The organism is Marinobacter sp. MIT930201 (assembly GCF_047122665.1).
Lineage (GTDB): Bacteria > Pseudomonadota > Gammaproteobacteria > Pseudomonadales > Oleiphilaceae > Marinobacter > Marinobacter salarius.
The window spans coordinates 2,484,138-2,497,622 of the sequence record NZ_CP138916.1; the positions used below are offsets into that span (position 1 = coordinate 2,484,138).

At 58.7% G+C, this 13,485-nt stretch carries 15 protein-coding genes; 10 read left to right on the forward strand and 5 right to left on the reverse strand.

What is annotated here, in order from left to right; translation table 11 throughout:
• Positions 1–42: 42 nt before the first annotated feature.
• The 3 genes from SIC19_RS11300 to pilG are packed head-to-tail and all read right to left on the reverse strand — an operon-like array spanning position 43 to position 1,396.
• The gene (locus tag SIC19_RS11300; RefSeq protein WP_007154226.1) at positions 43–588 is read right to left on the reverse strand and encodes a chemotaxis protein CheW; all 546 of its coding nucleotides are present in this window, start codon (positions 586–588) and stop codon (positions 43–45) included.
• A 20-nt stretch (positions 589–608) separates the two neighbouring features.
• The gene (pilH, locus tag SIC19_RS11305) at positions 609–971 is read right to left on the reverse strand and encodes a twitching motility response regulator PilH (protein ID WP_007154227.1); all 363 of its coding nucleotides are present in this window, start codon (positions 969–971) and stop codon (positions 609–611) included.
• Between the two features lie 32 nt (positions 972–1,003).
• Positions 1,004–1,396, reverse strand: coding sequence for a twitching motility response regulator PilG (gene pilG, locus SIC19_RS11310; protein WP_007154228.1), 393 nt, complete (start codon positions 1,394–1,396; stop codon positions 1,004–1,006).
• Positions 1,397–1,691: 295 nt separating this feature from the next.
• Between pilG and gshB the strand changes: the two genes are divergently transcribed.
• The 8 genes from gshB (at position 1,692) to SIC19_RS11350 (ending at position 8,641) form a co-directional block, all read left to right on the forward strand.
• Complete coding sequence (gene gshB, locus SIC19_RS11315) at positions 1,692–2,639, forward strand: glutathione synthase (RefSeq protein ID WP_075194698.1); 948 nt, start codon at positions 1,692–1,694, stop codon at positions 2,637–2,639.
• Between the two features lie 39 nt (positions 2,640–2,678).
• A complete protein-coding gene (locus SIC19_RS11320; protein ID WP_085678515.1) occupies positions 2,679–3,545 on the forward strand; it encodes an energy transducer TonB in 867 nt (288 codons plus the stop codon).
• Positions 3,542–4,108, forward strand: a complete 567-nt coding sequence (locus tag SIC19_RS11325; protein WP_036211379.1) for a YqgE/AlgH family protein — start codon at positions 3,542–3,544, stop codon at positions 4,106–4,108. Before SIC19_RS11320 ends, SIC19_RS11325 begins: the two co-directional genes overlap by 4 nt.
• On the forward strand, positions 4,101–4,541 hold the full coding sequence (ruvX, locus tag SIC19_RS11330) for a Holliday junction resolvase RuvX (RefSeq protein WP_041333003.1): 441 nt from the start codon (positions 4,101–4,103) through the stop codon (positions 4,539–4,541). Before SIC19_RS11325 ends, ruvX begins: the two co-directional genes overlap by 8 nt.
• A 32-nt stretch (positions 4,542–4,573) precedes the next feature.
• Positions 4,574–5,083 (forward strand): bifunctional pyr operon transcriptional regulator/uracil phosphoribosyltransferase PyrR, encoded by a 510-nt coding sequence (pyrR, locus tag SIC19_RS11335; protein ID WP_036211374.1) that lies wholly within the window; start codon positions 4,574–4,576, stop codon positions 5,081–5,083.
• Positions 5,084–5,114: 31 nt separating this feature from the next.
• Positions 5,115–6,128, forward strand: coding sequence for an aspartate carbamoyltransferase catalytic subunit (locus SIC19_RS11340; protein ID WP_036211371.1), 1,014 nt, complete (start codon positions 5,115–5,117; stop codon positions 6,126–6,128).
• Entirely contained in the window at positions 6,125–7,396 is a 1,272-nt protein-coding gene (locus tag SIC19_RS11345; RefSeq protein ID WP_041333006.1) for a dihydroorotase, read from the forward strand. Before SIC19_RS11340 ends, SIC19_RS11345 begins: the two co-directional genes overlap by 4 nt.
• Positions 7,397–7,717: 321 nt before the next feature.
• Positions 7,718–8,641: a putative solute-binding protein gene (locus SIC19_RS11350; RefSeq protein ID WP_228712297.1), complete on the forward strand. Its 924-nt coding sequence runs from the start codon at positions 7,718–7,720 to the stop codon at positions 8,639–8,641.
• Between the two features lie 37 nt (positions 8,642–8,678).
• Here SIC19_RS11350 and SIC19_RS11355 read toward each other — a convergent pair whose 3' ends face one another.
• Positions 8,679–8,951 (reverse strand): HU family DNA-binding protein, encoded by a 273-nt coding sequence (locus SIC19_RS11355; protein WP_041336490.1) that lies wholly within the window; start codon positions 8,949–8,951, stop codon positions 8,679–8,681.
• A gap of 290 nt (positions 8,952–9,241) precedes the next feature.
• Here SIC19_RS11355 and SIC19_RS11360 point away from each other — a divergent pair, with 290 nt between their 5' ends.
• Positions 9,242–10,306, forward strand: coding sequence for a hypothetical protein (locus SIC19_RS11360; protein WP_075194702.1), 1,065 nt, complete (start codon positions 9,242–9,244; stop codon positions 10,304–10,306).
• Positions 10,307–10,331: 25 nt separating this feature from the next.
• A complete protein-coding gene (locus tag SIC19_RS11365; protein ID WP_075194703.1) occupies positions 10,332–12,392 on the forward strand; it encodes a TRAP transporter large permease subunit in 2,061 nt (686 codons plus the stop codon).
• A 10-nt stretch (positions 12,393–12,402) separates the two neighbouring features.
• Here the strand turns inward: SIC19_RS11365 and SIC19_RS11370 are convergent, their stop codons facing one another.
• Positions 12,403–13,362 (reverse strand): AraC family transcriptional regulator, encoded by a 960-nt coding sequence (locus SIC19_RS11370; RefSeq protein WP_036211352.1) that lies wholly within the window; start codon positions 13,360–13,362, stop codon positions 12,403–12,405.
• Positions 13,363–13,485: the final 123 nt, after the last annotated feature.

Sequence of the window (13,485 nt, forward strand, 5' to 3'; positions counted from 1 at the left end):
CGTTGGGCAGGCGGGAAGATGTTCCTGCCAATGTCACCACCCTTACCATTGCGCTACATCCAGGAAGCGTTCGTCACCGAGAAGCTCGGCGGCGGAAAACACTTTCCAGACTTCCTCGTTACGCTCGTAGCCGCCATTCACAAACGGCTGAACGCTTGCAGGCACATCCTGTGGCGATGCCACGAAGCTGTCCACTGCGAAATACTGCATGCCTGAGACGCTGTCGACCACCAGGCCACTGAATACGTCCCCCTGTTCGACAACCAGCACCCTGCGTTCGCGGGTGCTGCGAGAAGAACGGGGAACTTCAAAAAAGCCGGCAAGGTCGACCAGTGGCAGGAGGCGGCCACGCACGTTGGCAGCGCCCATCATAAACGGATGAACCCCCGGTATGTGGGTATAGCGGGGGACATGGAGAATTTCAGTGACTTCACCCATGGGCGCTACGTAACGCTCACCCGCCAGAACAAATCCGATTCCGTTCCAGAGTTCAACGGCTTCCTGTTGTTCCGGCAGACCGGCAGCCATGGCACGGCTGCGTCGGGCGATATCCGTCAGAACGGCAAAAGGGGCGGCCTGGGCGGACATGCTTACTCCACGGTTGGGGATCAGGCAATCAGGCTATTGATTGTTTTGATCAGGTCGTCTTCAACGACAGGTTTGACGAGGTAACCCTTTGCACCCTGGCGTGTTCCCCATACGCGGTCTGTTTCCTGATCCTTGGTGGTGACAATCACCACCGGAATGGAAGCGGTTTCCGGGGCGCGGGTCAATTGACGAGTTGCCTGGAAGCCGTTCAGGCCGGGCATGACGACGTCCATCAGGACCAGATCTGGTGTTTCAGCGCGTGCCTTGGCAACGCCGTCGGCGCCGTTGTCAGCGGTCAGCACTTCGTGCTTGTGCTTTTCCAGAATGGTCGAGATTTTCTTAACCTCGGTCGGGGAATCATCAACAATCAGAATGCGGGCCATGGTGTCCTCAATAGTTCTTTGCTGCAGCAGTTTTATTGTTCCGCCTGGGGAACATACTGGCGAATCGTGTTTAGAAGCTCGTCCTTGCTGAACGGTTTGGTCAGATACTGGTCTGAACCGACAATCCGGCCTTTGGCCTTGTCGAACAGTCCGTCTTTACTGGAGAGCATGATGACCGGCGTCTTTTTGAAAGAGGAGTTGTTCTTGATCAGTGCGCAGGTCTGGTAGCCGTCCAACCGGGGCATCATGATATCGACGAAAATGATATTGGGTTGGGAATCGGCGATTTTCGCCAGAGCGTCAAAGCCATCCGTTGCGGTAATGACTTCGCAACCGACTTTCTTAAGAAGGGTTTCGGCGGTGCGACGAATGGTCTTGCTGTCGTCGATCACCATAATCTTCAGATTCTCGAAGTTGTCATCCATTGTCCAACTGCCTTGCGCTCAGCGACTGTCGTTATTTTCAACCGGGGTTTTTAACACAAACATTAACGATGTTCTATAAATCCCGCTCATTTATAGAGTATTGGCGGCCGGATAAAAAGTATAACTTTGTGACCAAATGTACTTCTGCCCGGAAAGTCACGTAATTGATACGGGATTTCTCCGGATGCATTCGCGGCTCGGGTACAATACCATCTGTGTCCACAGCATAGCACTTATTCCCAGGATCGCTCTGCAGACCGGTTCGTGTTTTCAACCTTTTACCTGGCGAGGCAATATGACAGTCCGACTCGGCATCGTGATGGACCCCATCGAAAAGATCCATTTCAAGAAAGACAGCTCTCTGGCCATGTTGCTGGCGGCGCAGAAGCGGGGCTGGGAAATCGAGTACATGGAGCTACCGGACCTGTACCTCAAGGGCGGACAGGCGAGGGCGCGAACCCGTGACCTGACCGTACACCTGGACCCACAAGACTGGTTCGGTTTCGGTGGCGCCCAGGACCGGGCGCTTGGTGATCTTGACGTCATTCTGATGCGTCAGGACCCACCGGTGGACCGGGAGTTCCTGATGGCCACGTTCATTCTGGAAATTGCCGAGCAGCAGGGCGCCCTGGTGGTCAATCCGGCTTCCACGCTGCGGGATTGTAACGAAAAGCTGTTCGCCGCCCAGTTTGAGGACTGCACGCCGCCGTTGATCGTTACCCGCTCGGCTGAGCGACTCAAGGAATTCTACGCCGAGCATGGTGATGTCATCATGAAACCGGTGGACGGTATGGGCGGGCGCTCCATCTTCCGGGTCAAGGAAAACGACGACAACCTTGGGGTGATTATTGAAACCCTGACCAACTATGGCGCCCACCAGGCCATGGCGCAGAAATACATACCCGAGATCAAGCAGGGCGATAAACGCATCCTGCTGATTGACGGCGAGCCGATTCCCTACGCGCTTGCGCGTATCCCCTCGCAGGGTGAAAATCGTGGAAACCTGGCCGCTGGCGGGCGAGGAGAGGGTCGTGAACTCACGGTACGCGATCGGGAGATCTGTGACCGTGTGGCGCCAGTGCTCAAGGAAAAAGGGCTCATTTTTGTCGGCATCGACGTCATCGGTGACTACCTCACTGAAATCAATGTCACCAGTCCCACCTGTATTCGGGAACTGGATGCCGCCTACGATATCGATATTTCCAGCCAGTTGCTGGATGCCATCGAGCGCCGTCTGAAATAATGACCTCCAGCCAGGTCTAACCGAGGGTAAATAGCAGGAATGGCAGTACAGGTCAGCGATTTTGATCGGTTTTCGTTCACGCTCTTCATGGCGCTGGCGCTCCACGCCATCGTGGTGCTGGGTATTACCTTTGCGCCCGAGTCTCCGCGCTCCTCGGCTCAGACCATGGAAATCACACTTTCCCAGTTTGACGACGAAACCGATCCGGAGGAGGCTGATTTCCTGGCCCAGACCAGCCAGAAAGGCAGTGGTACCGAGGATGAGCCGGTGGAGATGACCACGCCGCAGCCTTCCGACGTCAGCCAGCCGGAGGTCGCTGAGGTTCAGCCGGAACCTCCGTCTCGTGTTGAGCCCAGGCAAGAACAGGAACAGCCGGTGGTGCAGACACAGGCTCAGAATGAACGCCAGGTATCAGAGCCCTCGGCAGCGGAACCCACATCGGAAGAGCCGCTACCGGTGAAGGAAAAGAAAAGCCTGATGGAGCGCAGCCTGGAAATTGCCAGTCTGGAGGCGCGGTTTGATCAGCAGCGCAGGGCCTACGCCAAGAAACCCCGGGTCATGAGGGTTACCGCGGCCTCGACGTTGAAATCGACCAATGCCTGGTACGTTCAGAACTGGGTCAGCAAGGTAACCCGTGTCGGCAATATCAACTATCCTACCGAGGCCAGGCGAGCCGGAATCTATGGCACTCTGCGGATGCTGGTTTCCATGAGGGAGGATGGCACAATAAAGGAACTGGCTATACTCGAATCATCCGGCAGTAGTGTGCTTGATGATGCGGCAATACGCATCGTGAGAATGGCAGCACCTTTCGCGCCTTTCCCGGATGAGATGCGCGAGAATGTCGATGAACTGGAAATTATCCGCACCTGGGTATTCGAACGGCGGGGGCTGACATCGGGATGACAGCATCAAAACACTCTCCACACAGTCTGCGGCACCAGTTTCTGGTGGCGTCTCCTTATTTGCAGGACCCACGTTTCCACGGTGCAGTGATCTATCTGTGCGAGCATTCGGATGAAGGCGCCCTGGGGCTGACGGTGAACCACCCTCTGGACATCCACCTGGGGGAAATTCTGGAGCAGCTGGACATGGAGGGTGGCGAGCTCGACGTGCCAGTATACGGAGGCGGCCCGGTTCAGCCCGAGCGCGGGTTTGTGCTGCATTCCCCGGACGCAGGCTGGCAGAACACTGCGCAGGTGGCTGACGATGTCTTGCTGACCACCTCCCGTGACGTGCTGTCTGACATTGGTGCAGGCAGGGGGCCGAAAAATTACCTGGTGTGCCTGGGCTATGCCGGCTGGAGTGAGGGACAACTGGAAGAAGAGCTCTCCAGCAACGCCTGGCTGACCTGCCCCGCCACCGCTGACATCCTGTTCAGGACACCCTGGGAAGACCGGTACCAGGCCGTGCTCAAGCTTATTGGCATTGATCTCAACCAGCTCAGTGAGTTTGTGGGCCATGCCTGAGGCTGGCAACCGGCGTGTAATGGCGTTTGATTTCGGTACCCGCCGGATCGGTGTGGCCAGTGGTCAGGAAATTCTGGGGACTGGCAAGCCTCTGACCATGCTGCCGGCCCGTGATGGGGTTCCCGACTGGGAACAGATTGGTCGGCTGTTGAAAGAATGGCAGCCGGACCGGGTGCTGGTCGGCCTGCCCCTGAACATGGATGACACTGAAAATGACATGTGTGCACGGGCGCGGAAATTTGGCAAACGCCTGCATGGTCGCTTTCACGTCGAGGTTGAGATGGTGGACGAACGTCTCACCAGTTTTGAGGCCAAGGGCGATGTAATGGCGTCCGGTGGCAGCCGTGATTTCGGTCGCGATGGCGTCGATGACCGCGCCGCCGTTCTGATTCTGGAAACCTGGTTTCACCAGCAGGAGTCTCGTTCGTCCTGACCGGGCCCGGGCTGCTGACTATGGGGATTTAAATGACTGCATTGCTTGAAATCGACCGGCTGCTGGATGACCTGGAAGCTGGCCTGCGCAAGAAACTGGAAGAGCGGGGCGTAACCTCCCCGGCGCTCATTGGCATTCGTACCGGTGGTGTCTGGCTGGCGGATGTCATGAGTAAACGCCTGGGTCTCCAGGAACCCTGGGGGGAACTGGATATTTCCTTCTACCGTGACGACTTCAGCCGCATAGGGCTGAACCCGAAAGTGAAGCCCTCCAGCCTGCCGTTCAGCACCGAAGACCGAGATATTATCCTGATCGATGACGTGATCATGAGCGGCCGTACCATTCGCGCGGCCATGAATGAAATCTTCGATTATGGCCGGCCGGCGAGTATCATCCTCGCCACGTTGGTGGATCTGGGCGCTCGGGAGCTGCCCGTTCAGCCAGATGTAACCGGACGGGTGCTTGCCCTGCAGTCGCATCAGCGTGTCAAACTGCGCGGGCCGGACCCACTGCACATAGAACTCCAGGAAACAGGCCACTAATCAGCGAACGCATAACATCAACAGGCGACCCATGACGGCAACCGATCCCTCACAAACCTCCCTGCAGCTGACCGCGGACGGCCAGTTACGCCATTTCCTGACCCTCGACGGTCTGAACCGCGCGCTGCTGACGGAAATCCTGGATACCGCGGATTCGTTTATCGAAGTGGGGGAGCGCAGCATCAAGAAGGTGCCACTGCTGCGGGGTCGCACAGTGGTCAACCTGTTCTTCGAATCCAGTACCCGGACCCGCAGCACCTTCGAACTGGCCGCCAAACGGCTGTCCGCCGACGTGCTCAATCTGGACATCAACACGTCCGCAACGTCCAAGGGCGAATCCTTGTCGGACACACTGCTGAACCTGGAAGCCATGGCCAGCGATATGTTCGTGGTGCGCCATTCCCAGAGTGGTGCCCCCCATTTTATCGCCGAGAGCGTTACCCCTGGAGTTGCCATTATTAATGCCGGCGACGGCCGCCACGCCCACCCAACCCAGGCCATGCTGGACATGCTCACCATTCGCCAGCACAAGGGCGGATTTGAAGGCCTGAAAGTGGCGATTGTCGGTGATGTGCTGCACTCGAGGGTGGCCCGTTCCCAGATTCGTGCCCTGAATGAACTGGGCGCCGCTGAAGTGCGCGTTATTGCGCCCGCCACCCTGCTGCCAAGGGACGTTGAGAGCCTGGGGTGCACTGTGGAATATGACATGACCCGGGGTATGAAGGATCTGGACGTGGTGATCATGCTGCGCCTTCAGAAAGAGCGCATGGAGGGTGCACTGCTGCCCAGCGAACGCGAGTTTTACCGGCTCTACGGCCTGAATCAGGAGAAGTTGGCGCTGGCCCATCCTGAATGCATCGTCATGCACCCGGGGCCGATCAACCGGGGTGTGGAAATCGAGTCCGCAGTCGCCGACGGGCCGCAATCCGTGATCCTCAATCAGGTCACCAACGGCATCGCCATTCGTATGGCGGTGATGTCCATGGCCATGGGCGGGCAGATGGCCGAGCGCAGTCGCAAACTGGCAGGGAGGGCCCAGGGATGAGCAGCCTGAAAATCACCGGTGGCCGCCTGGCCGACACCAACGCTGAAACCACGGTCCTGGTCCGTGACGGGCGTATCTCCGCCCTTGGAGAAGCGGCTGGAAATGAGCCCGCCGATCACGATTTCGACGCTACCGGCTGCCTCCTGACGCCCGGTTTTGTGGATCTGTGCTGCAACCTGCGGGAGCCAGGCAATGGCCAGAAAGGCAACATTGCCTCGGAAAGCCTCGCCGCCGCCCACGGGGGTTTCACGACCCTTTGTGCCTCGCCGGACACCTCGCCAGTCAACGACTCCGGTGCGGTGACAAACCTGATCCTGGATGTGGCTGCGAAGCGTTCAGCGGTGCGGGTATTGCCGGTGGGGGCGATAACCCGTGGTCTGGAAGGCGATCTGCTCAGTGACATGGCGGGCCTGGCCGGTGCTGGCTGTGTCGCCCTGGGCAATGGTGCCCGCCCGGTGAAAAATGCCAGGGTGTTGCGGCGTTGTATGGCCTATGCCCGGACGTTCGGCCTCACGGTGATGTTCAGCCCGGAGAACCAGGCGTTGGCCGCCGACGGTTATGCCCATGATGGCCTGGTGGCCTCCCGGCTGGGCCTGCTGGGTATCCCGGAAGTGGCGGAAACCGCCGCAGTCATGGAAATGTTGTTACTGGCGGAGGAAACCGGGGTTCGACTGCACCTTGGCCAACTCTCCTGCGCCCGCAGCGTGGAAATGCTGGCCGATGCCCGCAAACGTGGCATCGCGGTGACCGCGGATGTGGCCATGCACCAGTTGATGTTCACCGAAGACGCTCTGTCGGGATTCGACAGCCGTTACCACGTGCGACCACCATTGCGGTCTGAAAAAGACCGGCAGGCCCTGTTGGGCGGGGTGCGGGATGGCGTAATCGATGCCATCACAAGTCAGCACCAGCCCCATGACTCTGCCGCTAAACAGGCGCCATTGGCCGCTACGGAGCCCGGTCTGTCCACCATTGAAAGTACCCTGTCCATGGGGTTGCTGCTGGTCGAACGTGGCGAACTCGATATGGCGAGTCTGATGCGCGCGCTGACCAGCGGGCCGGCTGCGGTGATTGGCCGCTCCGCCGAGCTGCGGCAGGGTGAGGTCGCAGACCTGTGTGTGTTTGACCCAGATGCCACCTGGGTTCCCGGCGATACCAGTCTCAGTTCCGTTGGGCGTCATGTCCCGCTGCCCGGAAAGGCCCTTCCGGGTGTTGTTCGCCTGACCCTGTGCGACGGGCGACAAGCCTGGCCCCAATCTGACCTGTAGCCCCCGCCTTCATATCGCTTCATATCGGCAAAGTGTGGCAGAGGTTGCGGAACCTCTGTCGAGCCCGTCACAGTTCCTTATCTTTTTGCCCCAGAGCCCTTGAAGACAGGCACCTGTGCCAACGTATTCTTGTCAGGGCCGGCCTAACCTCGGCGAAGGAATGCGGTGGCAGGCGCACCGATGAACGCGCCGCCGCCCAACAATAATAATTCAGGAGTCATCCCCGTGAAATCATTCAACCTCCCGCGAAAGGCCACTGCGGTTGCTGCCCTGTGTGCCAGTCTTGCGTTGTCGCCGTTTGCCCAGGCGGAATCGGACATCATGGAGCGAAGCTTCTGTGTGTTTGATCCGGTCGGCGCCAACGGCCCCCTGTTTGCCATCACCAAAACCTTCCAGCCGATTGCCCTGAAGCAAGGCATCAAGCTGGACCTGCGTGCCTATACCGACGAGAAAGTGGCGGCCGAGGACTTCAAGGCCGGCCAGTGTGATGCGGTGCTGCTCACCGGGACCCGTGCCCGCGAGTTCAACAAGTTTACCGGAACCCTGGAAGCCATGGGCGCGGTGCCCGGTGAAGAGGAAATGCGGCTGCTGTACAACACCCTCAGCCAGGAAAAGGCGCGCCCGTTCCTGATTGACGGCGACTACGAAGTGGCAGGCGTGTTCCCCGGTGGTGCGGTGTATCTCCATACCCGGGACCGGGCTATTGATTCGGTGGAAAAGCTGCAGGGCAAGCGCATTGCCACGCTGGATTTCGACACCGCGTCGGTGCGAATGGTGCGCCACGTAGGGGCGTCCGTGGTGGGCTCCAACTCCGCCAATTTTGCAGGCAAGTTTAACAATGGCAGCGTCGACCTGGCCTATGCCCCGGCGGTTGCCTATTCACCCCTGGAACTCTACAAGGGCGTGAACCCGAACGGAGGCGTATTCAAGTATGCCCTGGCCTATATGAACTTCCAGGTCATTATCCACCGCGACCGTTTCCCGGACGACGCCGGCCAGATGGTGCGTGACCAGGCCATCAAGCGCATTGACGAGGCTTATGAAATCATCGCCGAAGCCGAAGCCGGTATTCCCGACGATGTGTGGATGCATCCGCCACAGGAAGACGTTGCCGAGTACGACAAGATGCTGCGCAAGGTGCGGTTGTCGTTGCTGGAGGATGGTGTCTACGACGAGCGCGCGATCAGCCTGATGAAGGCGATTCGTTGCCGGGTGGATGGTTCTCGTTCCGAGTGCGCTTCCTGAGCCGATAACGGAAGGGGCCTGGCGGCCCCGTTGATCGTTAGCGGATGGAGTCTTTCAGCGCCTTGCCTGCCTTGAAGCCGACAGTTTTGCTGGCGGGTATTCGAATGGTTGCGCCCGTTTGAGGGTTGCGGCCATCGCGAGCCTCACGGCTGCGGATGTTGAAGGTGCCGAAACCAATCAGGGTGGTATCTTCGCCGCGGGCAGCGGCTGCAGAGATCTGGTCGGTGAAAGCGGTAATGACTTCGCTGGCTTTGTCCCGGGACAGTCCGGTTTTATCCGCGACGGCGGCGGCAAGTTCAGGTTTGCGCATCGGGTACTCCTTGTTGTCGTTTTTGGTTACTGGCCGGCGGGTGCGACACCGTCGGCTGATCAAATCTATAGCGGTTTGTGAGCCAATGTGCAAACCGGCAGACAACATGCATTTGAATCTCCGTGTCCATTTGCGGGACGGGACTCATAAAAACAGGGAGTTGTCGGCGATAATGCCGTTTCGGTTACAAACCGTAACAGATTGTGAGTGCGGCCCTGGCCTGGTGACACTCCGGTTCTGAACCAACGCTCCGAACAACAAAAACGCAGAAGAGTAGAAGGTACAACGTTATGACGAGTATTCAGAAACCTGTCAGTCAGGCTCATCGGGGCAATACACGTTTCCGTAGTGCAATGGCCGCTGTGCTTGCCAGTGTGGTTTTGAGTGGTTGTGGTGTCGTCAACAACATGATCTATAAAACCACCGGCGACGTGATGCAGGGCTTTTCCCGCAATCACACCGTGCCCTATCTACTGGAAAGTGACGACCTCGCCATGGGGTGCGCCATGAGTGAGGCCACCGCGCCCCTGCTGATGTCTTTTGGCCGGGTTACCAGTGAACCTGACCAACTGGCGGTGATGCTGTACCTCTCGGCTGGCGGGTGTGCAGAGGAGCAGGCACGGGAACACGAACTGGATGGTCTGGCCGCCCTGCGTGCGATGGACGCGGAAGAAGCGGAAGACGCCATGATTCGCCAGAAGCGCGCGCTTTCCCTGGCCGCCAAACGCTATCACCGGGGCTGGAAGCACCATAACGCCTTCTATGGCAAACCCGATGCAGGTGAGTGCCCTGATTTCGATGACGACCTGGGCGAGTTCATCTACATGGCGGGCTTGTTGTCGGGCTTGCAGGCCCTGAACGCTGAAATTCAGTCCACCTCGTCCATTGGCGTCCCCAAGAACATCGGCTCCACGGTTTCTCGCGCGACCCGTTGTCTGGAAAACGACAAATGGTGGGGGGCTCCCATGGCACTGCGTGCGACGGTCTGGGCAATGATTCCTGGAGCACTGCCAGAGGGCGAGGATCCTTTTGAGCGGCTGGAAATTGCCGACGCGCAGGGCGAGGAAGCCGGTGTCAGGATCAGCCACGTGTTCCACGCCATCGCGGCCCAGAACAAAGGTGACGAAGAACGCCTTCGCGATGTGATCCGTAGCCACGCTCAGGCCATCGAGGAAACACCAGCGAACGAGGAGTGGGTCTTTGTCGATGCGATGGCCACGGACATGATTGTGGCGATCTCCGATCGGCTGTGGATGGAAAATACCGGGCACCGGACGCCCATGGGGCAACTGGGTACCTTCTGGGACGACGAGAAGGAAGCGGTCGAAACCATGGATCTGGACGATCTGCTGTAAATCAATGTTCCCAGAGTGAGCTGTTATGTCCCAGGGTGGTTTTCGACGTAATGGGTTGGAGTGGTTGTCCTCTCTGCCGGCCTGTCTGCTTTTGCTGTCGGTGGTGCTGTTCTCCACCAGTAGCGACATCCACAATCAGATGCTGCGTGGCGGCGAGCAATTGTGGAGCGGCTACTACAAGCTGAGAGTCGACCCGGTACAACCCACCTGTGACCCGAACGTGGACATCGACGCCGCCGTTCAGGAAGAGTTGGCGAAAGAGGGCTCCGACAATCCCATGGCGGCCCTGCTGGGAGAGTCGGAAAAGGACCCGGATGAAGTTCGCCTGGCCATTGAACGTTCGGTGGCGGATTGCCGCCAGAGCTACCAGAGTTACGAGAACCTCAAAGACAAGCTTACTCCCGGCGTAAAAGCCTACCGGGCAGTGGAGCTGTTTGTGGCCGACCTGATTGCCTTCGGCCTGGAGTCCCAGCGCTACATACTGGTGATCCTGGTAATGCTGTGCGCGGTGACCGCCACCCTGACTCGCCACCACATTGCCATGCGGGCCATGGAAACCCGCCTGGACTACATGGTTTCCCACACGCTGCAGACCGTCGCCAATGCCATGCTCCTGGGGTCCAGCGTGATCTTCCGCCAGTCTAGTTTTGGCGCCGACACCACCATGTCGTCCGATGAGCTGTTGCTCCATAACCTGTGGATTACCGGTTTTGCCGCATTGACGCTCACCAGCCTGTATCGGCTCGTCAGGGTGCCGGATGACCTGAGGGAAGGCGGCGATCTGAACAAGGCCTTCCTGGCGGTGCCTCTCTATACCGTCATGTGCCTTATCTCGGGGACTTACTTTGCGCTGATTGGTCACGCCTCCGGTATCGGTATCTATCTGGGCAAAATGATGGAGCTCTCCGACATGTTCCTGAACGTCGGGCTTTACGTGTGGGTAGGCATGATGCTGAAGCAGACGCGCCTGGCCACCCTGGTGTTCAATGTCTTCCGGCCCTGGCGCATGCCACCTGAAATGCTTGCTGTTGTAGCGGTGTTGGTGGCTGCGGTGCCCACTGCCTACACTGGCGCGTCGGGGATCTTTGTCATTGCGGCCGGCGCGGTTATTTACAGCGAACTACGCGCTGCCGGCGCCCGCCGTCATCTGGCCCTGGCGGCAACCGCCATGTCCGGGTCCATGGGTGTGGTCCTGAGGCCCTGCCTGCTGGTGGTGGTCATTGCCTACCTGAACCGGGAAGTCACCACCGACGAGTTGTTTGGTTGGGGTATATGGGTGTTCGTGCTCACCGCGACCATGTTCACGGTGGTGGCCCTCACGGTGAACCGTCAGAGCAAGTTCAATCTGGCTCCGGCCTCCACGGCCTTTCCACCCATGATGTCAGCGTTGAAGCATCTGATCCCTTATGCGCTGGTCATCGCTGCGGTGGTACTGCTGTACCGTTTTGCACTGGATGTGCAGATGGATGAATTCTCTGCCCCTCGGCTGTTACCGGTGATCATGCTGGCCATCCTGCTGTACGAACATGTCAGCCTGAAAAACCGCAAAGGCCGGGCCAGTGGCGAGATCAATCACCAGGGCCTGGAACGCAGCTTGCGCTCGGCCACCAACGACACCACGGCGGAAATCGGCGCGCTGTTGCTGCTGCTGGGTTTGTCGGTCAGTATCGGCGGGGTGATCGAACGCTCCCATATTATGGGAACCTTCCCCCAGGCATTCGACAGTGCCTGGTCTGCCATGCTGCTGATGGTGCTGATCCTGGTGGTGTTGGGCATGATCATGGACGCCTTCGGCGCCGTTATCCTGGTGACCGCCACCGTGGCCACCATCGCCTACAGCAGTGGCATACACCCGATTCACTTCTGGATGGTGACCCTGGTCGCCTTCGAGCTGGGTTACCTGAGCCCGCCGGTGGCGCTAAACCACCTGTTGACGAGGCAGGTTGTCGGGGAAGCGGAAGTGCTGGCAGCACAGCAGGAAGAGGGCACCTTCTACCAGCGCCACGAGCGTATCATCATGCCACTGATTGCCATGGGCATTTCACTGGTACTGGTAGCGTTTGTGCCACTGCTGTTCTACGCCTGAGTGTGAGGGGTCAAACTGGCTCTGCGGTCCGGTGTTCGCCACGCAGAAGCGTAACGTCGGCCCTGGGCGGTGCACCGAACAGGCGGCTGTACTCGCGGCTGAAATGCGAAGGGCTTTCGTAACCCACCCGATAGCTGGCGGTGGCAGCCTCAAGCCCCTCGGTCAGCATCAGGCGCCGGGCCTCATGCAGACGCAGCTTCTTCTGGAACTGCAGTGGCGACATCCGGGTCACCTGCTTGAAACTATGGTACAGGGTGGATTCGCTCATATTGGCCGCTTCCGCCAGTTCACTGATTCGTAGCGGTTCGGCGTAATGATCCTTCAACGTCGAGATAACCGTGGAAATGCGGTGTGCCTGGGAATCAGCGGCCGCAAACTTACGCATCCGTGACCCCATCTCGCCAATCAGAGCGCGATAAATGATTTCCCGCCGAGCCAGGGGTGCCAGAATAGGAATATCACCGGGCGAATCCAGCAGGCTGAGCAGCCGGTAGAGCGCGCTCTGCATCCGTTCATCCATCGACGACATACACAGGCCGCATTGCACCTCCGGGCAGGATTCGGTCGGGTGCAGCGGGGGTGCCTTGTCACCCAGTTCGAGCACCAGCTCCGCCACTTCCTGAGGGTCTACCTTGAGCTTTACCGCCAGATAGGGGTGTTCCTCCGAGGCATCAACAATTCGCCCCAGTACAGGCAGGTGGACTGAACTGGCCAGATAGGACAGGGGCTGGTAGGTGATCTCGCGGTCACCCAATTGGATGGTCTTGGTGCCCTGAATCACGAAACACAATGAAGGTTCATAGACACTGGAACCGCAGCTGGACGGTTCGTTGCAGCGTATCAATTCCAAGCCATCAATGGCTGAACCCTGAATGCCCTGGTGTGTCGTCCATTGACTGGCGACACGGGCGAGCTGTTGCTGCAGATTGAGCGTGAGATTTCCGGAAATCTCAGGAACGTTGGCAGTCATCGGTGGGTCTCCCTTTGGCGGCAGTATAATCCTTCATAACCTGAACTGTACGGGTTCTCAGGCATTTTCTGCAGGATCAGGCAATGACCACGCAGAAATTGGCAACCCGGCCTCTCCGGCATA

Bases quoted from the DNA above. Each gene is read 5' to 3' on its own strand.
- SIC19_RS11300 (WP_007154226.1), bottom strand. From the start codon at position 588: ATGTCCGCCCAGGCCGCCCCTTTTGCCGTTCTGACGGATATCGCCCGA.
- pilH (WP_007154227.1), bottom strand. From the start codon at position 971: ATGGCCCGCATTCTGATTGTTGATGATTCCCCGACCGAGGTTAAGAAA.
- pilG (WP_007154228.1), bottom strand. From the start codon at position 1,396: ATGGATGACAACTTCGAGAATCTGAAGATTATGGTGATCGACGACAGC.
- gshB (WP_075194698.1), top strand. From the start codon at position 1,692: ATGACAGTCCGACTCGGCATCGTGATGGACCCCATCGAAAAGATCCAT.
- SIC19_RS11320 (WP_085678515.1), top strand. From the start codon at position 2,679: ATGGCAGTACAGGTCAGCGATTTTGATCGGTTTTCGTTCACGCTCTTC.
- SIC19_RS11325 (WP_036211379.1), top strand. From the start codon at position 3,542: ATGACAGCATCAAAACACTCTCCACACAGTCTGCGGCACCAGTTTCTG.
- ruvX (WP_041333003.1), top strand. From the start codon at position 4,101: ATGCCTGAGGCTGGCAACCGGCGTGTAATGGCGTTTGATTTCGGTACC.
- pyrR (WP_036211374.1), top strand. From the start codon at position 4,574: ATGACTGCATTGCTTGAAATCGACCGGCTGCTGGATGACCTGGAAGCT.
- SIC19_RS11340 (WP_036211371.1), top strand. From the start codon at position 5,115: ATGACGGCAACCGATCCCTCACAAACCTCCCTGCAGCTGACCGCGGAC.
- SIC19_RS11345 (WP_041333006.1), top strand. From the start codon at position 6,125: ATGAGCAGCCTGAAAATCACCGGTGGCCGCCTGGCCGACACCAACGCT.
- SIC19_RS11350 (WP_228712297.1), top strand. From the start codon at position 7,718: ATGGAGCGAAGCTTCTGTGTGTTTGATCCGGTCGGCGCCAACGGCCCC.
- SIC19_RS11355 (WP_041336490.1), bottom strand. From the start codon at position 8,951: ATGCGCAAACCTGAACTTGCCGCCGCCGTCGCGGATAAAACCGGACTG.
- SIC19_RS11360 (WP_075194702.1), top strand. From the start codon at position 9,242: ATGACGAGTATTCAGAAACCTGTCAGTCAGGCTCATCGGGGCAATACA.
- SIC19_RS11365 (WP_075194703.1), top strand. From the start codon at position 10,332: ATGTCCCAGGGTGGTTTTCGACGTAATGGGTTGGAGTGGTTGTCCTCT.
- SIC19_RS11370 (WP_036211352.1), bottom strand. From the start codon at position 13,362: ATGACTGCCAACGTTCCTGAGATTTCCGGAAATCTCACGCTCAATCTG.